This window comes from Streptomyces sp. NPDC006458, assembly GCF_040612135.1.
GTDB lineage: Bacteria > Actinomycetota > Actinomycetes > Streptomycetales > Streptomycetaceae > Streptomyces.
In genome coordinates, this window is record NZ_JBEXPR010000004.1 from 200,380 (window position 1) to 217,766 (window position 17,387).

General features: G+C 69.2%; 16 protein-coding genes and 1 pseudogene. 6 read left to right on the top strand and 11 right to left on the bottom strand.

Going from position 1 to position 17,387, the window contains the following annotated elements; translation table 11 throughout:
* Nucleotides 1-324: 324 nt before the first annotated feature.
* Nucleotides 325-1,827 (bottom strand): hypothetical protein, encoded by a 1,503-nt coding sequence (locus ABZZ79_RS07495; protein ID WP_356687456.1) that lies wholly within the window; start codon nt 1,825-1,827, stop codon nt 325-327.
* 132 nt (nt 1,828-1,959) lie between these two features.
* Here ABZZ79_RS07495 and ABZZ79_RS07500 point away from each other — a divergent pair, with 132 nt between their 5' ends.
* Nucleotides 1,960-2,703 (top strand): methyltransferase domain-containing protein, encoded by a 744-nt coding sequence (locus ABZZ79_RS07500; RefSeq protein WP_356687458.1) that lies wholly within the window; start codon nt 1,960-1,962, stop codon nt 2,701-2,703.
* Here the strand turns inward: ABZZ79_RS07500 and ABZZ79_RS07505 are convergent.
* Nucleotides 2,676-3,272 (bottom strand): DinB family protein, encoded by a 597-nt coding sequence (locus tag ABZZ79_RS07505; RefSeq protein WP_356687460.1) that lies wholly within the window; start codon nt 3,270-3,272, stop codon nt 2,676-2,678. The two genes, ABZZ79_RS07500 and ABZZ79_RS07505, sit on opposite strands and share 28 nt — an antisense overlap.
* A 202-nt stretch (nt 3,273-3,474) precedes the next feature.
* Here ABZZ79_RS07505 and ABZZ79_RS07510 point away from each other — a divergent pair, with 202 nt between their 5' ends.
* Nucleotides 3,475-4,587 (top strand): hypothetical protein, encoded by a 1,113-nt coding sequence (locus ABZZ79_RS07510; protein ID WP_356687462.1) that lies wholly within the window; start codon nt 3,475-3,477, stop codon nt 4,585-4,587.
* Nucleotides 4,588-4,725: 138 nt separating this feature from the next.
* Here ABZZ79_RS07510 and ABZZ79_RS07515 read toward each other — a convergent pair.
* From ABZZ79_RS07515 to ABZZ79_RS07535, 5 genes and pseudogenes are all read right to left on the bottom strand, one after another.
* Nucleotides 4,726-6,837: pseudogene (locus tag ABZZ79_RS07515) on the bottom strand (hypothetical protein); the annotation flags it as partial.
* 992 nt (nt 6,838-7,829) lie between these two features.
* Nucleotides 7,830-8,000: a hypothetical protein gene (locus ABZZ79_RS07520; protein WP_356687464.1), complete on the bottom strand. Its 171-nt coding sequence runs from the start codon at nt 7,998-8,000 to the stop codon at nt 7,830-7,832.
* 157 nt (nt 8,001-8,157) lie between these two features.
* Entirely contained in the window at nt 8,158-8,616 is a 459-nt protein-coding gene (locus tag ABZZ79_RS07525) for a response regulator (protein ID WP_356687466.1), read from the bottom strand.
* Nucleotides 8,613-10,271, bottom strand: coding sequence for a CHASE3 domain-containing protein (locus ABZZ79_RS07530; RefSeq protein WP_356687699.1), 1,659 nt, complete (start codon nt 10,269-10,271; stop codon nt 8,613-8,615). Before ABZZ79_RS07530 ends, ABZZ79_RS07525 begins: the two co-directional genes overlap by 4 nt.
* An 8-nt stretch (nt 10,272-10,279) precedes the next feature.
* Complete coding sequence (locus tag ABZZ79_RS07535; RefSeq protein WP_356687468.1) at nt 10,280-11,539, bottom strand: fused response regulator/phosphatase; 1,260 nt, start codon at nt 11,537-11,539, stop codon at nt 10,280-10,282.
* Nucleotides 11,540-11,804: 265 nt separating this feature from the next.
* Here ABZZ79_RS07535 and ABZZ79_RS07540 point away from each other — a divergent pair, with 265 nt between their 5' ends.
* Complete coding sequence (locus ABZZ79_RS07540) at nt 11,805-12,308, top strand: MarR family transcriptional regulator (RefSeq protein ID WP_356687470.1); 504 nt, start codon at nt 11,805-11,807, stop codon at nt 12,306-12,308.
* Between the two features lie 260 nt (nt 12,309-12,568).
* Here ABZZ79_RS07540 and ABZZ79_RS07545 read toward each other — a convergent pair whose 3' ends face one another.
* On the bottom strand, nt 12,569-13,741 hold the full coding sequence (locus ABZZ79_RS07545; protein ID WP_356687472.1) for a PP2C family protein-serine/threonine phosphatase: 1,173 nt from the start codon (nt 13,739-13,741) through the stop codon (nt 12,569-12,571).
* A 200-nt stretch (nt 13,742-13,941) separates the two neighbouring features.
* On the opposite strand from ABZZ79_RS07545, the gene ABZZ79_RS07550 reads away from it, so the two are divergent.
* A complete protein-coding gene (locus ABZZ79_RS07550; RefSeq protein WP_356687473.1) occupies nt 13,942-14,376 on the top strand; it encodes a MarR family transcriptional regulator in 435 nt (144 codons plus the stop codon).
* Between the two features lie 287 nt (nt 14,377-14,663).
* On the opposite strand, the gene ABZZ79_RS07555 is transcribed toward ABZZ79_RS07550, so the two are convergent.
* Entirely contained in the window at nt 14,664-14,834 is a 171-nt protein-coding gene (locus ABZZ79_RS07555; RefSeq protein ID WP_356687475.1) for a hydrophobic protein, read from the bottom strand.
* A 138-nt stretch (nt 14,835-14,972) separates the two neighbouring features.
* Between ABZZ79_RS07555 and ABZZ79_RS07560 the strand changes: the two genes are divergently transcribed.
* Both ABZZ79_RS07560 and ABZZ79_RS07565 read left to right on the top strand, forming a co-directional pair.
* A complete protein-coding gene (locus ABZZ79_RS07560) occupies nt 14,973-15,146 on the top strand; it encodes a CsbD family protein (protein ID WP_356687477.1) in 174 nt (57 codons plus the stop codon).
* Between the two features lie 232 nt (nt 15,147-15,378).
* On the top strand, nt 15,379-15,828 hold the full coding sequence (locus ABZZ79_RS07565; protein WP_356687479.1) for an ATP-binding protein: 450 nt from the start codon (nt 15,379-15,381) through the stop codon (nt 15,826-15,828).
* A gap of 21 nt (nt 15,829-15,849) precedes the next feature.
* Here ABZZ79_RS07565 and ABZZ79_RS07570 read toward each other — a convergent pair whose 3' ends face one another.
* Entirely contained in the window at nt 15,850-16,359 is a 510-nt protein-coding gene (locus ABZZ79_RS07570; RefSeq protein WP_356687481.1) for an ATP-binding protein, read from the bottom strand.
* Nucleotides 16,360-16,513: 154 nt separating this feature from the next.
* Entirely contained in the window at nt 16,514-17,341 is an 828-nt protein-coding gene (locus ABZZ79_RS07575) for an RNA polymerase sigma factor SigF (protein WP_356687483.1), read from the bottom strand.
* Nucleotides 17,342-17,387 lie beyond the last annotated feature (46 nt).

Here is a 17,387-nt window from a genome sequence, read left to right on the forward strand (position 1 = left end):
AAGAAAGCACGGTTCAGCCGAGGGAATCCCGGCCCCAGTGCGACGATGTGAGAACGCTAGCGGCGACCACTGACAATCGGTTCCGGGGCCCCTGCAACTACCTGTCCCGGCCGCCGCGGACCGGCGGCGGCCGGGTGCACGTCGGGTTCTGGTCGCGGGGCCCCGGCAGTGCACCATCCGCGCCGAGGGCGTCTCACCAGCCGCGGACCACAGCGTTCACGAGATCGGCTTCGTGAGGCTTGCCGGCAGAGGTGTCGCCATCGTTGAAGAGCGAGGCCACTTTCTCCGGGTCGAAGAGGGCGGCCCGCCCGTGCCGGACCCGTTTCAGCAGCTCTCGTCGACCGACTTCGGCGTGGCGTTGATGTCGAGCAGGAGCGTGCGGGAGTTCGTCTGGTGGGTGAGCCGGTCGAGCAGGTTGGCCGCGCCCTGAACGCCGAGTGCGTTGACGCAGGCGGCCTGGTGAGTCGTACGTGTGTAGAAGGCGGTGCCGTTGCGCCAGATCCGCACCCCGTGGCTGGGGAACAGGTCGGTGCGGGCCTGGAACTGGAGGCGGCCGGGCGTGGGGAACCAGACGTCGAGGTCGGAGTCGATGTTCGGGGACGGGTCGACCAGCGGATTACGGGTGGCCAGATCCAGGTGTACGCCCGCTCCGTCGCGAATGACCTTCACCGTGGACGTCTTGGTGACACGGCGCTTGGCGGTGCACTTCTTGTCGGGCAGGCCGGGACGCTTGATCACGAAGTCGCGGTGGGTCGTGCCGAACAGCTGCACGGGGTCCGTGGTGGTCTTCAGCCCGGTGACTCCGGTCCCGTCCCAGTCGAACTCCGCCCAGGACCGCCCCCGGTAACCGTCCGAGCCGCTGGAGAACGTGCGGTGGTCGTCACCGCGGAAGGTGGAGGACTGCACCATCGGTCCGGAGAGAGCGCCGCAAGCACTGTAGCTGTCAGGGGTGTTGCCCACGAGCGCCTGGGCCTTGGGATGCACGGGGTCCACGACCTTCGGGTGCGGAATCCAGGCCCGGATCTCCACCCGGTAGTGCTCGACGACCTTGACCTTCACCTCGTCCCGCGCCGACAGTTCCCCGTCGCTCGCCGACAACCGCAGCACATAGGTACCTGCCGCTCCGAACGTCACTGTCGTCCTCGTCTGGTTCCGCGCCGCGAACTTCACCGTGCCCGGACCCGACACCTTGGACCACGACGTGGTGATCCGGGCGGGCTTCGGCAGGCCGTCGTCGGAGACGGTTCCGTGCAAGGCCGTCCCGGCCTGGCCCTTCAGCGTGATGTCGGCTCCGGCGGACACCACCGGAGCGGTGTTGTCCGGCAGCGGAGGGCAGCCGTCCCCCGACGACTGTTCCGGCGATGCGGGCACCGAGGGGCACACGTCGGCGCTGTCGGGGAAGAAGTCGCCGTCGCTGTCCTTGCCCACAGTGACCCACAAGTGGCTGTTCGGGTGCCAGGAGTTGGGAGGATCACTGTAGGTGGCGTCCGCGACGTACAGCCCCTCACCCGGCATGGTCACCTCGTAGGGTCCCGGCTCGGGGTACTGCTCGTAGACCGTCCAGTAGCTGGGTCGAACACCCCAGACGCGGAACGAGTGCACGGCGAAGGAGTCCTTGGGCGCACAGCCGTCGACTCCCTGGTCCCAGGAGAAGACGGCGGTGAGGCCGGCCGGGGCGATCGTCAGACATGGCCTCCAACTCCCCGACTGCATGCGCCAGGTCCACGGGATCTCGTCGCCCTCGGCGGCGGCCGGGCTGTGGAGCGTCGTAGCGACGACCAGGGCGACCAGCATCGCCAGAAGACGCGATGCTCTCCACGTCGACATGTTCACAGCGTCCCCCGTCTGTGTCTCCCCGCGAGAGCCAGATCGTAGGGCACCCGGTTGCGCGCCGGAGGGAGAATCGGCACACGCGAACGGCGTGAGCCGGGAGGGACGCCCGCCTCGCATACTGAGGGAGTGGCCACCTACGACTCGCTCGGCGCGAGGTACGCCCGCACGCGACAGCCCGATCCGCGGATCGCGGCACAGATCCACGCCGCACTGGGGAACGTCACGGATGTGATCAACGTCGGAGCGGGCACCGGCTCGTACGAACCGCCCGAGACGTCCCTCGCGGTCGAACCCAGCGGGGTCATGATCGCCCAGCGGCCACCGGGCTCCGCGCCCGCGGTGCAGGCGGTCGCCGAACACCTTCCGCTGGTCGACGGCGCCGCGGACGCCGTGATGGCCTTGCTGACCGTTCATCACTGGTCCGACCCTGCCGCCGGAATCCGTGAACTGCGCAGGGTCGCCCGCCGCCGCGTCGTCGTCCTGACGTGGGATCAGCGCGTCTTCCGTGAGCGGTTCTGGCTCGTGCGGGACTACCTGCCCGAGGCAGCCGCCTTCGACGACTCCCGTGCCACACCGCCCGGCGACCTGGCCGACCTGCTCGGCGGTGCGCGTGCGGAACCGGTCCACGTCCCTCACGACTGCGTGGACGGATTCGCCGCTGCCTTCTGGCGCCGCCCGTACGCATACCTCGACCCTCGGGTTCGCGCGGGCACCTCCCTGCTCGCGCAGACCGGCGAGGACACCATCGCGCCCGGCCTCGCCCGACTCGCGGACGACCTGGCGAGCGGCCGCTGGCAGGCACGTCATGCCGAACTGCTCACGCTCGACACCATGGACGTCGGTTACCGGCTCCTCGTCTCCGACATCTGAGGTTCCCACGGCTGGAACCACGGGTCGGGCCACGCCTCGGCCGCGGCGAGCAACGGGTAGAGGGTCGCGCCGTCGATGCTCTCCCGGATGACGTCGGCGTGACCTCCGTGCCGCGCCGTCTCCTCGATCAGGTGCAGCAGGACCCAGCGGACCGACCATTCCCCGACCTCTGCGGGAAACCACGGAAGGCCCCGCGGCACCGGAACCGCCTGTCCGAGGTCCGCGATGCCGGCGATCACCGCGTCCGTCCGCCCGGCCGCCTCGGCATACGCGGCCAGGACGTCGGCCAGGCTCTCGTCCGGCGTGAGCCGGAATTCGTCGGCGTCCGACTCGTCGGACGACCGCTGCGGCCCACGCTGCCGCTGAAGGGTGAAGTCGGTCCAGAAGGTCTCGCACCGTGCGGCGTGCTTGATCAGCCCGCCGATGCTCAGCTCGCCGGCGGAGGCCGCCAGGCGGGCCTGCTCATCGGTCAGACCGTGGGCGGTGACACGCAGCGCGCGCCGCTGGTGCGCGAGATAGGCGGTCAGCGCCGTGCGCTCATCGGCGGCGGGCGGTGCGAATCCCGGCATGGCCGGCCCCTCTCGGAAATGCAATCGCTTGCAGCAAGTTTCAGCCGGACTCTACTGCCATGTCCTCACCGGCGTACACCGGTCTGATCGGGCTGTTCGGGCTGTTCGAGGTGTTGCTGCCGCATTCGCTTGCGCCTCACCCGAAATCCGCCGCCTCCGTGATCGCATCGCCCCGAGAATCCCTACTGAGTGGAGGTCGCAGATGGAGGTGTTCTCTGAGCGGGGCCAGGTGTCCCGGCGGTCCTTGCTGGCGCTGATGTCGCTGCCCCTCGTCGGCGCCTGCACTCGGACCCAGGACTGCCCCCCACGCGAGTGCGGTCCCGACACCGCCGACACGGTCTTCGTGGTGAACCACTCCTCGCCTCAGGAGGCGGCCGAAGCAGCCCGCGGCAAGAATCTCGTCTTCCCCTCCGCCGAGACCTACACCGTGAAGTCGCTCACGATCCCCGCTGATTGCCACGTCCAGGGCAATGGATCCACGCTCAGGTTTCCGGACAACTCCACGACCACGAACCGGCAGTCCGACGAGATCCTCAGGGTGACCGGATCGGGCGTCACGCTCGACGGCCTCAGGTTCGACGGCAATTCCGCCAACCAGGGGCCGACATGGTCCCAGCACCGGCACTGCGTCCGGATCCACGGTGCCCTGGCCGACACCGTGGTCAGGAACTGCCAGTTCGTCAACATCATCGGTGACGGCGTCTACGTCAACGTGGGAACGTCGAGCAACACCAAGATCGGACCCGGCAACTCCTTCACGGCCGGACACGACAACCGCAACGGCGTCTCCATCGTCACGGGGAACACGGTCGAGGTCTTCCGGAACACCTTCACCCACTGCTCACGCTCCGGCATGCCCGGCCCGATCGACATCGAGCCGAACTCAGCCGATGAGCACCTGACACACATCGACATTCACGACAACACCATCCGTGCGGGCTCCACCACCGGCACCGGCACCCTCCCCGGCATCATCTACGCGGGCAATGCCGCCGCCGAAGACATCAGGATCCGCAACAACGACATCAGCGGAACACGGCTCACTTGCGGAATCCTCGCCATCGGCACCGACGGTGAGCCCCTCGACGCCGTGACCGGCCTGGTCATCTCCGGCAACGACATCCACGACATCGGCAACACCGACAAGATCGCAGTCAAACTCGACCACCCCGTCAGCGCCCGCGTCACCGACAACACATTCACCGGCATGCAGTACGGCATCTTCAGCCACCGAGCATGCCTCGCAGCCAGCACCGGAAACACCTTCAACGACGTCACCACCAACGTGGTGAATGACGCCTCGATCTGCGCGTAACACCTACCAGGTCGAACAGCGAGACGTAGCCGTCGCCGACAGGTACACGCTCCATCGGGCGCGCTCTGGACCGGGCCGAGGAATCCCACTGCAAGGTGAACATGCATAGACGCGACGGCGGGGAGACGGATGTCTCCTGGCGGTCACGTCGCCCTTGGTGGGTGCCACGCCGACGGCCTGTTCGTCGTAGGCCGTGGTGACGTCGGAGACCACGTCGTCGGGTATCACGGGAGTGCTGTCGCAGGACTTGGAGTACACCTCGACGCGGCTGACCTTGGCCACCAGCCAGGCGGAGGTGTTGCGGGCGTACGTGGTACGCGTGCAGATCTCGTCGCCGGTCGTGGCGGTGTCGCCGCTGTCCTCGACGGAGAGCGGCATGCCGTACGTGGTGTCGTACGAGGTCTTCGTGCGGACCGTGCGGGTGCCGGTGGCGGTCTTGGTGCGGGTGGCGGTCTCACCGGCCTGGCTGATCCAGGACTCGGTGGTGCCCCAGCTGTAGGTGTGGCTGCCGGTCCTGTGGGACCAGGGGGTGTTGATGGTGCCGCTGACTTCCTCGGTGCCGTTGTAGACGATGGTCTCGCGGACGAAGCCGGCGTACTGGCGGGAGTCGTCGACGGCGGTGCCGGTGGAGTCGGTGACCTTCTCCACCCGGGCGGTGCCGTCGAGTTCCTTCTCTCCGTTCAGACCGCGCATGTAGAGCGTGGACTTCTTCGAGCGCGGGCCCTCGGAGTCGCCGGAGGTCTGCACGACCTTGCCGTAACCGCGCCACTGCCCCCAGGTGCGGTTGGACGTCTTGGTCAGGCCCTCGTCGTCGGCGTAGCCCCAGCCGGCGCCGCCCTGGTAGTCGTAGTACGTCTCGCCGGTGTCGCCGTGACCGTAGGGGTCGTCCTGGAAGACGGAGGTGACCACGTACTTGTGGAACCAGTCGGTGACCGGAGTCGCCCCGGACTGCGACCACTTGACGGGGAAGCAGCGGCGGGTGTTCTTGTCGACGGCCGACGGCATGCTGGAGCCGTAGACGCAGTCCACGTCGGAGTAGTTGACGGTGAGGGTGGAGCCGGTCTCGGACTTGATGGTGCGCACACGCCACTTGATGTAGCGCTGGGTGTCCGGGCCGCTGCCCTCGACGTGGTTGGACAGCTGGACGCCGCCGAACACGACCGGCGGCATGTCGGCCGCCATGGTGTTGGCCTTGCCGGTGTTCTTGATGGACTTCAGCCACAGGCTCGCCGAGGAGGCGTCACCGGTGTCGGGGAAGTCCTGGTCCAGGTGCCAGGTGTCGACGTCCCGCTGCGTGGTGCCGGTGCCCGTCCACACCGAGGTGGTGACGTCGGTCAGGCGCTTGCGGGTGAAGAAGGACGGGCCGATCTGCGTGGTGCACTTGGTGCCGGACGCGCAGATCATGTCGAAGGGCACGTCGGGCCAGTTCGCCTTGGTGGTGGCGGTGAGGCTGGAGCAGCCGCCCGAGACGACGCAGCGCTCGGCGTAGGTGAAGCGGACCTGCTGGGCGGCGGGCTTGGCGTAGATCAGGTCGCTGCGCAGGCCGTAGTCGATGCGGTCGAGGTAGCCGCCGCGGGTGTAGCCGGTGCCGTTGACCGTGGTGTCGGCGTTCTTGGAGTAGTAGTTCGTCTCCTTGGTGTACCAGTACGTGGAGGCGTTGCCGTGGGTGTCCACGACGTAGTCCAGGTTCCAGCGCCAGGCCTGGTTGCAGGAGGAGGAGCCGAAGCCGACCGAGTTGTAGCAGGGCTCGCCGGTGTCGTCACCGAACACGGGGACGGTCCACACCGAGTTGCTGACCGGGTCGTCGGCGGCGGTGCCGTTGTCGCTCCAGTTGGGCATCCGGTGCTAGCCGAAGAAGTACTGGGTGCCGGAGGAGTCGGTGACCTTCCAGTACTCGGTGTTGTCGTCGCCGTTGCCGGTGGCGCCGGTCAGGTGCTCGACACGGGTGCCGTCCTCGTTCTTCACCTTCCACGAACCGCCGCTCGCCTGGGACAGGGCGGCGGTGTCACAGGCCGCCTTGTCGGCACAGGTGTTGACGAGCTCGACGGCCTTGCCGTTGAGGACGAGGGTGGCGTTGGCGTACTTCCAGCACTGGTCGCCCTTGCCGGACTGGCCGTCGTCCTTGCACGAGCCGTACTTGCGCTCGATGTAGGACTCGGTGATCGAGAAGCCCTCGCCGACCACGGAGGTCTGGTTGTTCTCCCCGGCCGTACGGCCGTCCACCGAGGCGGAGTTGTAGGAGATGGACAGGTTCGGGGACGGGCCGGCCGTCGCCGGGGGAACCCGCAGACCGTAGTTCCAGGTGAAGTCACCCGTGCTGCCGCCCGCCTCCCAGGTGGCGGTCGGGGAAAGCGAGGTGGCGCCGAAGTCACCGCCGCCGCCGGAGCTGTCGGCCGCCGCCGCGAGCAGCATGGGGGCGCCCGCGGCGAGGGAGCGGGCGGAGACCGTACCCGTCAGGGTCCGGGACCCGGCGTCGTTGTCAGCGCCCGGCACCGTGGTCCGGGTACGGCAGGACGCCTTCTGCGGGGTCGTCAGCGCCCATGCCGGGAGCGTCACCAGGCGCAGCCGGGGGCCGAAGTTGCCGCCGTAGACGTCGTTGAAGGAGGAGTAGTCCAGGGACAGCCGGAGCTTGTCGTCGTCCCGGGCGGACTTCGCGGAGGTGGCGCCCGCCGGGTCGACGGTGAGCAGGACGCCGTTGACGCCCGCCTTCCTCGCGGCCGCCTGGGCGTGGACGTTCAGTGCCACCTTCTCGGCGGGGCCGGTGGCCTTCGCGGCCGCTCTGCCCCGGACCGGGGCGGCGGGCACCTGGGACAGCTTCACACCGAGGGTGCCGACGCTGACGGTGGCGCCGCCGGTCGCGGGGACGGCGGCGGAGACCTTCGCGGGCTTCGGCCTGAGCGAGGCGGCGGTCGCGCGGTGGGCTGCACCACGCGGACCAGCCGTTTCAACTCGCTGACGTGGGCATATGGGTGGGGACCGCGTCGACGTACGGTGAAGGGAGCCGTGGGACGCACCCGAGGAGACGGCGGCGGCGATGTGGGCGGAGTCGCTGTCGCAGGGGTCGACGGCCCCGGGCGAGGGGCAGGTGGTCCCGCACGCCGGTCGCGGGCGCAGGGGTTGACGTCGGGGCGTCAGGCGCGGTCTGCTCGACGGGCGTTGCTACGGGCGTGGCCGCGGGCCGTTCACGGCGGCCGGACATGCCGGTGAGGCGCGATGCGTGCGCCCGACCTCCGGCGTGTTGCTCAACAGGGGCCCTTGTCCTGGCCCGTTCCGCAGACCGGGCCGGGGTCATCGGCGATGGAGATCAGGAAGATGATCCAGGCCACCAGGACGACCACGGTACCGATGCGCCAGAGCAACTCGGTGCGTCTGCGCTTGTCCTCGTCGTGTGCGTCGCCGCCGTCGCCGCTCATGATCCCCCTCGAACTGGAGCCGCTCATCTCTGCGAGCCGGTCGCTCTCCGCGAGCCATACCCGGAAGTCGCCCGGCTCACGCGGCCGCCCGGATCCCGGCGGTGCCGCCGGACGCCGAGTCGGTGGCTGTCAGCCCGTTCCGAGCCGAGCGGCCCGGTCACCTGGGGGTCATGTCCGGACGCGGCAGGCGCACGACGGTCACGAAGAACTCGTCGATCTGACGGACCGCGGCGATGAACTGGTCCAGATCCACGGGCTTGGTGACGTAGGCGTTGGCGTGGAGTTTGTAGCTGCGCAGGATGTCCTCCTCGGCGGAGGACGTCGTGAGGACGACCACGGGGATGTGCGCGAGGTCCGGGTCGGACTTGACGCGTTCGAGGACCTGCCTCCCGTCGTACTTGGGCAGGTTGAGGTCGAGCAGGATCAGGTCCGGCGTCGGGGCCTGGGTGTGCGCGCCCCGGCGGTAGAGGAAGTCGAGGGCCTCCTCCCCGTCCCGGACGACGTGCAGGGTGTTGCCGATCTTGTTGTCCTCGAACGCCTCTCGGGTCATGAGTTCGTCGCCCGGGTCGTCCTCGACCAGGAGGACCTCGATGGGCTGTGCGTCGGGCGAGGTCATACGGGTTGTCCTTCCGGGGTGGTGCGACGGGGGGCGGTCCCGTCGGCCGAGGCGGTGACACCGGCCGGGGCGGCCGTGGTCGAGGGCAGGGTGAAGCAGAAGCGGGTGCCGCCGGTGTAGGCCGTGTCGATCCAGATGCGCCCGCCGTGGAACTCCACGATCTTCTTGCACAGGGCCAGGCCGATGCCCGTACCCGTGTAGGCGTCGCGCCCGTGCAGGCGCTGGAAGATGACGAAGACCTTCTCGGCGAACTCCTCGGGGATACCGATCCCGTTGTCCGTCACGCTCACCTTCCAGGCCCTGGTGGCCTCGTCGGCGTCGGTATCGGGCTCGCAGGTGACGCAGACGCGGGGTGCGCGGTCGGGACGACGGAACTTGATGGCGTTGCCGATCAGGTTCTGCCAGAGCATGACCATCAGCATGGGGTCGCCGGTGATCTCGGGCAGGGCGTCGGCGCGATCGACCATCGCCCCCGACTCCTCGGCAGCGGCGGCGAGGTTGGCCATCGCCTTGTCCAGGGTCTGCTCCAGGGCGACGGGCTGGTGTGCGTCGTTGACGCGTCCGACCCTGGAGAAGGTGAGGAGGTCGTTGATGAGGATCTGCATGCGCTTGGCGCCGTCCACGGCGAACGCGATGTACTGCGTGCCGCGTTCGTCCAGCGTGTCGCCGTACCGCTTCTCCAGCAGCTGGCAGAAGGAGGCGACCTTGCGCAACGGCTCCTGCAGGTCGTGCGAGGCGACGTAGGCGAACTGTTCCAACTCGGTGTTGGACCTGCGCAGTTCCACCGCCTGCGCGTCCAGGTCGGCGGCCTGTCGTGTGAGGTGCTCGTGCTGGACGCGCGAGGCGTCGAGCTCTGCCACCAGACGTCGGCGCATGGCTTCCACATCGCCGGCCATGGCCCGGATGTCCGCGGGCCCCTCCGCCGGGATGCGGTGCTGGAAGTCGCCCTGGGCCACGCTGCGGGACGCGGCCCGCAGGCCTCCCAGCGGCCGGGCGACCAGGGCGTGGACCAACAGGGCCAGCGTGACGCCGGTGAGCAGGAACCCGGCGATCATGCCGCCCAGCACCCAGTTCCGTACGGTGCGCGTGTGCTCCAGCTCAGCGCGCCCCTGCTCCTTGGCCTGGTTCAGATGGCTGTTCTGCGTGGTGAACAGCGTGCGGAGGTGGTCGAAGGCGGCCTTGCCGCGCGCGGTGGCGGTCTGGTCGGCCGGGCGCGGAGCGCTCAGGGAGACCCCGGAGACGAGGGGGTCGGCGTACTCGCGGCGCCACGCGGCCGCCGCGCGCTCGATGTCGTCCAGGTCCTGGCGCAGGGTCGCCCGGTCGCCGATGAGTTCCCGCAACCGGGCGGCGGAGTCACGCTCGGCCTTCTGCCCTTCGGTGTACGGCACGAGGAACCGGGTGTCGGCGGCCAGGACGTAGCCACGCGCTCCCGTCTCCTGGTTCAGCAGGGCGTTCTGCAATCGCAGCGCCTCGGCACGGGCCGGCTGGATGTCGTCGATCAGCTGGTCGGAGACGCGCGCGGTCCGTGACAGCAGTTCGGCGCCGATGAACGATCCGGTCACGACCAGCGCGATCATCGCCGCCAGGGCTATGTGGAACCACCCCTGCACGGTGATCCGGCTGAGCCGGCCCGGGGAACGGGTCGCGGCGGGCATGGTCTCGGTCACGCTTCCTCGCTCCCCGTGGACAGCCGGTGCCGGCGTACGTGCAGTACGGCCACGTCGTCGACGAGTCCGCCGTAGTCCTCGGCCAGTGTCTCGGCACGACCGATCAGCTCGTCCACGAACGCCTCGGCCGGCCGTCGCGCCGCCGCATGTGCCAGCTCCAACAAACCCCGCTCGCCCAGCCGTTGGCCTCCCGGGCCGGTCCGGCCCTCGAACAGGCCGTCGGTGAACAACACGAGAGCGCCGTCATCCGGCAGGGCGAGCCGCTGCACCGGCCAGGTGGCCACGCCGCCGGGGAGCACGCCGAGCGCAGGCCCCCCGGCGACCTCGACCCAGCGCACACCGCCGCCGGTCCGCAGCAGCATCCCCGGATGACCGGCGCGCATCACCTGCGCCGTGCAGCCGTCAGGCAGCAGTTCCACGCTGGTGAGCGTGGCGAAGATCTGCTCACCGGTTCGCTCGGCGATCAGGATCTCCTCCAGCGTCCCCAGCTGCCGGGCACCGGTGGCACCGCTGACCACGAGCGTGCGCCAGGCGATGCGCAGACCCACGCCGAGCGCCGCCTCGTCGGGACCGTGACCCGAGACGTCCCCGATCAGTACGTGCACGCTGCCGTCCGGCGTCTGCACGACGTCGTAGAAGTCCCCGCCGATCAGCGCCTGTTCGCGGCCCGGACGATAGCGGGCGACCACTTCGAGGCCGGCGGTGTCGCGCAGTAGCGGGGTGGGGAGCAGGCCGCGCTCCAGTCGTCTGTTCTCCTCCGCCCGCAGTTGACCGGCCTGCAGTGCCGCGGCCGCCTGTTCCGCGAGCTTGCGCTGGACGGCGTATCTCACCGCACGGCCGAACAGTTCGGCGTCGACCCGGCCCTTGACCAGGTAGTCCTGCGCGCCCGCGGCGACCGCGGCCAGGCCGGTGCTCTCCTCGGCCAGCCCCGTGAGCACCACTACGGCGACATCGGCGTGCTGCCGGACCCGGGCCACGCCCTCCAGTCCGTGGGAGTCGGGCAGGTGCAGGTCCAGCAGTACGCAGTCGAACGACGCCGTCGCCAGCGTCTGACGCGCGCCGGCCAGTGAGCGCACCCAGGTCAGCCGCATACCCGGAGAACAGTCGGCGACCAGCTCCTCCACCAGGAGAGCGTCCGCCTCGTCGTCTTCGATCAGGAGAACCGAGGGCTCATGCCAGGCCCGTGCGGCGCCCTCCGCGACGGCGGAACCCGGACCGACCCGCACCCCGACAATCCCCTGCTGTGCTGGGAGCATTCGCCCCTGCTTCCGCTCGATGGTCTGGGCCGAGCTCCTCGGAGCCCGTTCATTGCCGTAAGGCAACGAACGAAGCCTACTGGCAGCGTGTGTCGCTGTCGTCCACGCATCCCCGAAGACGACGCCGCGCGGCACCGCCGCGCCGGGTCGGCCCGGATTTCAGGGACGGCCGATCCGGCGCGCTTGGGCCGCAACTCTTCGGGTACCGCGTTTCAATGGGCGTCATATCCCGTATGGGCGAGCGAATGCCGGAAGTGAAGAGTTCGTGACGCGCCTCAGCGGTTCCGGAGACGGGCAGGCAGGCGGACCGGGCGCAGATCCGTTGTCCCTCGCGTTGGAGATCGCCGATGCCGTGGACGGCCTCGCGGACCTCTGGTCGCTGGCGCTCCAGGAGGGGAGTCTGCGGCTCTCACCGCACCAGCTGCGGGCTCTGCGGATCCTTGAGGCGGCACCCGGGCTCAATCTCACCGCGCTGGCCGAGAGCATGGACATAGGGCTGCCGACCGCCAGTCGGCTGTGTGACCGCCTGGAGGCGGCAGGCCTGCTGGAGCGCGATCTGCATCCGCACAAACGCCGAGAGGTACGGCTGAACCTCACCGGACGAGGACGGCAGGTACTCGATGAGGTGGCCTCGCGCAGGTCGCACTCACTCGCGGAGATACTCGCGGCCATGGAGCCCGCCGGGCGGGAGGCCCTGGGACGGGGCATGCGCGCGTTGCGCGCGGCGCAGCACGACACGCCCGGCGGGACGGACACCGCACCACCGTGATCGCGCGCGCCCGGTCCCCGAGTCTCCCGCGGGAGGGAGCCGCGAGGGCGGGGCTGGGCGGCCGAGGCCACGAGCGGCCGCGCGAGCGCCGAGGTGAAGTCCTGGACCGACCGCCTGGCCCCGCCCGGGCCCGCGCCCCACACCGCCCGCCGGTGGTAGCCGCCGGACATGGCCCGGCGCGGCGGCCCGCCCGGTGCATCTGCCGGCGGGCGAAGCCGCAGGCGGACACCACACGGCGCCTCGACCGGGCCCGCTCACCGTCAAGGCCCGGAGGGCCTGCCGTGCCAGTCCAGGCACAGCACCAGGGCATCGTCGTCCGGCAGGTGCCTGCCGCGATGACCGGACAGCTCCCTCAGGATGGCGCGTGGCACGTCGGCAGCGGGCAGCAGCCGGGTGGACTGGATGGCCCGGGCGAGCGCGGCCTCCCCGTACGCCTCCCCCTTGGGCGAGGCCACGGCATGCACCCCGTCACTGACGAAGACGAGCCGATCCCCGGGCTCGGCGTGGAAGTCCTGCGCCACGTAGTCGGTCTCCTCGAACATTCCCAGGGGCAGCTGGGCCTCGAAGGCGACCCGTTCCACTACGCCGTCGCGCAGCCGCAGCAACTGGGGGGAGCCGGCGTCCACGACGCTCGCCCGGCCCGTGGCCAGGTCGAAATCGAACATGAGGACCGACAAGTAGCAGCGCCCCCGGTAGTGGGCGTAGACGGCCTGATCGGCCAGGGCGGCCTGGTCGGCGATGGAGATCCCGGCACGCCGGGCGTTGCGCAGCGCGTTGATGGCCAGATTCGTCAGCAGCGAGGCCTCTATGCCTTGGCCCATGCCGTTGGTGACGTAAAGCATCAGGTGGTCGGCATTGGTGGACCAGTCGAAGTTGTCGCCGAAGATGGCGTAGGCGGGTTCCAGCTGGGCCCCCAGGTCGTACTCGGGGCGCGAGCACGACCGGCCGGGCAGCAGTTGCCACTGCATCTCGGCGGCCAGGGTGAGCCGGTCCTTGCGCCGCGCCTGAAGGTACCGGTCGGTGTCGCGCTCGGCGACGAGCACCTCGCGTCCCAGCACGTCGGCGATCTCGGCCAGCTCGGACTCCCACTCCCGTGCGAGGTCGCTTCCGGGCAGGGTCACCGTCAGCACCCCGAGCCGCTCGCCCCGCACGCTCACCGGCAGGTGCAGGTCGACTCGTCCGTCCCGCTTCTGCTCACGGTAGGGCTCCTGAGAGCCGAAGGCGCGGCCCGCCGGGCTGTTGTGCAACGACACCGGATCCAGGGTGTGCAGCCGTGCCGACACCGGTTGCAGCACGGTCAGGCCGTAGTCGGCCAGCAACAGTTCGGCGTCCTCCGCGCCGTACTGATCGATCAGTACGGCGCGGAGGGCGTCGAGCAACCCGTGGGGAGCCGCTGTGCGCAGAGCGCGTTCAGCGGCCACAAGTCTCTTCATGATGAGGAATACACCAATCTTTCACCGGACACGCGCGGACTTCACCCATGAGGCCGGGTTCCCGGAAGGCCACGGCCGTCACCTCTGAGTCGTCTGCCGCCAGCGCGTGCGCCTAGTACGCTGACAGGCACCCCAGTGCCTGCGAGAGTGTGATCGTGACTGCCTTCCGCCGCCGCCCAGAGCCCGACGAGGTCGCACGTGTGACCACCAAGGCCGCTGAGCTGCTGGAAGTCGTGTGGGGCCGGGCTTCGACCGCGCCCACCTCCGCGTCCCAGCTGCGCGTGCTGCACATCCTTGAGCACCACGACGGCATCAACCTGCGCACCCTCGCCGCGTCGCTCGCGTCCACCCCGCCGTCCACCAGTCGGCTCTGCGACCGGCTGGTGGCCGCCGGTTTCGTCGAACGCGTGGTGAGCGCGGCGGACAGGCGTGAGGTGCGGCTGCACCTCAGCGGCAGGGGGCGCACCTTCCTCGGCGATCTGCGGACTCGCCGGGAACAGGAGCTGCACAAAGTGCTGGCGGACATGCCCGCCGCCAAGCGGATCGCGCTGCTGGAGGGGCTGGAGTCGTTCTGCGTCACCGCCGCGACGCAGATACACGACGAAGCCGCGGATCCAGGCAGCCGTACCGCCTGATCGACCCTGCGTGGCGCCGATGCCACCGTCGCCTTGCGGTGATGGTGGCCGGCACACGGAGCGGTCTCCGTCCACCGGAGCATTCCAGGTCCTTCCCCGTGCGCTCTGACACGGCTACTTTGTTGCCTCATAGCTATTGTTGTCAAACGACAACAGTACCTTTTGGCCTAGTTGCCCTGTTTCGTTCTACCGCCCACGCGAGGCCGGTTTCTCCGCGCACGGGCATACCCGCAGGGCCCGGCCGAGGTGGCCCGGGCCCTGCGGTAGAGGCGTGGGAGCGTGTCAGGTCACCACCGGTACCAGCGCCCGCGACCACCGCCCGAGGTCGTGGAGCGCATGACGAACCCGAGCAGCCACAGCACGAGGACGGCCACGGCCACCCACCACAGAAGCTTGATGGCGAATCCGGCACCGAAGAGGATGAGGGCAAGCAGCAGAACCAACAGAACAGGAACCATCTTTATCGACCTCCTGACGCTGCGAATACCCTCCGAATCCCATGTCATTCACTGGAACTACCTTGCTTATGAAATTGAATCCGGGGTACCCGTGGAGTACCACGACATCGTATTCCCCGTCACGAGGAGGGCTTTTCCATGAGCGCCCACGAGAAGGCCAAGGCGAAGACCGAGCAGGCCAAGGGCAAGGCCAAGGAGACTCTGGGAACCGCCATCGGCAATGACCGCATGGCCGCGGAGGGGCAGAGGGAGAAGAGCAAGGGGGACGCCCGGGAAGCCAAGGAGAAGTCCAAGGACGTCTTCAAGCGCTGACGCCCCTCCTCCTTGCCGGAAATGGCCTTCCTGATCGGGAAGGCCATTTCTCTGCCACCGCACCCTTCCGCGAGCCGGTGCGGCAGCGGCGCCACGCGCGGGGCGGCCGTCGGCTCGTTCTCACCGTCCCGTCGAGAAACGGATCCATACCGGAGACGACACTGGGTAAACGAACCTGGGAAACAACCGCACCGTGCCATGAAAGACGGAGAAGACCCACAGGATCACAGCTATGGTCACCCCTCTCAGCAAGAAGACATCCGGCGACCCCGGACGGTTGGCGTCCTGGCGCTACCGCGCTGTCTGGGACACGTCGCACGTTTCGATCGCGGACGCCCGGAAAGCAGTGCGCACACTGCTGACCCGGGCAGGGCACCGTCCCGACCACAGGCCGGGCCAGGATGCCCAGCTGGTCGTCAGCGAGTTGGTCACCAATGCCGTGCGTCACGCACCCGGCCCGTACGAGCTTCTGCTCGAAATCCCGCCGGACGCCGATCAGTTGCGCATCACGGTGCGCGACAGCTCCCCCGACCCGCCCCGCCGTCAGGCACCCGACGCCCAACGCGTCGGAGGACATGGCCTGCTCCTGGTGGACCTGTTGTGCAAGCAGGTGCACACTGTCGCGCTGAACGTCGGCAAACAGGTCGTCGCCCTGCTGCCGCTGACCGCCCCCGCCGCGTGACCGCCGCGGGCCGGACAGCGCTCATCGGTCCTGCCGGGCGCGGCCGCTGGTCGACGGTCCGCTCGACCGGGCGTCGGGCGTGGCGTGGGAGTCCAGAAGAATGCGGGCGGTGACCCGCTTGCCGACCACTTCCGGCACGACGGCGAGGTCGGCCGCGACGGCCTTCACGATCTCCAGTCCGTGACCGCCGACCCGGTGAGGGTCCGCATGCCCGGCCACCGGCAGGACCGGATGGCTGTCCCAGACCTCCACCTCCAACGCCCCAGCCGTCACACAGAGCCGCAGCAGAATGGGGCCGGGAGCGTACTTGCAGGCGTTGGTGACGAACTCACTGACGATCAACTGGGCCAGACTCACGACGCGTTCCGGCATCGTGACACGCCCTGCCACCGCCTCGTCCACCAGAAAAGCCGCCGCCCAGTGCCGGGCCTCGGCGATACACGGCCCGTCACCGGACAGAGCGATCGTCGCCTCGGCCAGTACCGGGCACGACTGGTCGTCGCGACACCCACTCCTCGAATCCGCGCCCATCCGATCTACCTCTCCCCCGTTCGTGCCCCACCTTTCCCGGACGGCTCCGTCACACCCGGTGCGACAGAGCCGTCCAGGCGTCATACGACAACCACGCGCCGGCAGATCGCGTGGGGCGGGACCAATCGGGACGGCGCTGGGACGCTCCTGGAGGTCAGTCGGAGGTGAGCAGGCCCTCACGGAGCCGAGCCAGGCAGCGCGACAGCAGGCGGGAGACATGCATCTGGGAGACGCCCAGGTGTTCACCGATCTGGGCCTGCGTGAGTTCCTCCACGAACCGCAGGTGGATGATCTGCCGGTCCCGGTCGTCGAGTTCGGCGATCAGCGGAGCCAGCGCGTGGACGTTCTCCACCAGTTCGAAGGACTGGTCCTCGGCGCCGATGAAGTCCTGGAGGGCGGACTCGCCGTCCTGGCTGTTGTTGATCGTGGCGTCCAGGGAGGAGGAGTTGTAGCCGTTGGCGGCCAGGCGGGCCTCGCGGACCTCGTCCTCGGGCAGGCTCATCAACTCGGACAGTTCCTGGTCCGTCGGGATGCGCCCGAGTCGGCTGCCGAGTTCCTCGGTCGCCCGGGCGAGCTGGACGCGAGCCTCCTGCAGACGGCGCGGCACGTGCACGGCCCAGGTGGTGTCGCGGAAGAACCGCTTGATCTCGCCGACGATGTAAGGGATGGCGAAGGAGGTGAACTCCGTCTCCCGCGACAGTTCGAACCGGTCGATCGCCTTGATCAGCCCGATCATGCCGACCTGGACGATGTCCTCCATCTCCTCCGGGCCGCGGCTGCGGAACCGGCCGGCGGCGAAACGCACCAGGGTCATGTTCATCTCGATCAGCGTGCCGCGGGCGTAGCTGTACTCCTCGCTTCCCTCCTCCAGCACCGCCAACTGCTCGAAGAACAGCTTGGACAGCTCGCGAGCGTCCTTCGGCGCCACCCGTGAAGGATCGGCGACGTCGGGCATCTCTGCCTTCCGAGTCGTCACTGCCATCGTGGGCACCATGACTGTTCCCCTCCCGATTCGCCAAGGGCGATCC

Excerpts from the sequence above, each read along its gene's own strand:
- ABZZ79_RS07495 (WP_356687456.1), bottom strand. The coding sequence starts at position 1,827 with ATGTCGACGTGGAGAGCATCGCGTCTTCTGGCGATGCTGGTCGCCCTG.
- ABZZ79_RS07505 (WP_356687460.1), bottom strand. The coding sequence starts at position 3,272 with ATGCCGGGATTCGCACCGCCCGCCGCCGATGAGCGCACGGCGCTGACC.
- ABZZ79_RS07510 (WP_356687462.1), top strand. The coding sequence starts at position 3,475 with ATGGAGGTGTTCTCTGAGCGGGGCCAGGTGTCCCGGCGGTCCTTGCTG.
- ABZZ79_RS07520 (WP_356687464.1), bottom strand. The coding sequence starts at position 8,000 with ATGAGCGGCGACGGCGGCGACGCACACGACGAGGACAAGCGCAGACGC.
- ABZZ79_RS07525 (WP_356687466.1), bottom strand. The coding sequence starts at position 8,616 with ATGACCTCGCCCGACGCACAGCCCATCGAGGTCCTCCTGGTCGAGGAC.
- ABZZ79_RS07530 (WP_356687699.1), bottom strand. The coding sequence starts at position 10,271 with ATGCCCGCCGCGACCCGTTCCCCGGGCCGGCTCAGCCGGATCACCGTG.
- ABZZ79_RS07535 (WP_356687468.1), bottom strand. The coding sequence starts at position 11,539 with ATGCTCCCAGCACAGCAGGGGATTGTCGGGGTGCGGGTCGGTCCGGGT.
- ABZZ79_RS07545 (WP_356687472.1), bottom strand. The coding sequence starts at position 13,741 with ATGAAGAGACTTGTGGCCGCTGAACGCGCTCTGCGCACAGCGGCTCCC.
- ABZZ79_RS07555 (WP_356687475.1), bottom strand. The coding sequence starts at position 14,834 with ATGGTTCCTGTTCTGTTGGTTCTGCTGCTTGCCCTCATCCTCTTCGGT.
- ABZZ79_RS07560 (WP_356687477.1), top strand. The coding sequence starts at position 14,973 with ATGAGCGCCCACGAGAAGGCCAAGGCGAAGACCGAGCAGGCCAAGGGC.
- ABZZ79_RS07565 (WP_356687479.1), top strand. The coding sequence starts at position 15,379 with ATGGTCACCCCTCTCAGCAAGAAGACATCCGGCGACCCCGGACGGTTG.
- ABZZ79_RS07570 (WP_356687481.1), bottom strand. The coding sequence starts at position 16,359 with ATGGGCGCGGATTCGAGGAGTGGGTGTCGCGACGACCAGTCGTGCCCG.
- ABZZ79_RS07575 (WP_356687483.1), bottom strand. The coding sequence starts at position 17,341 with ATGGCAGTGACGACTCGGAAGGCAGAGATGCCCGACGTCGCCGATCCT.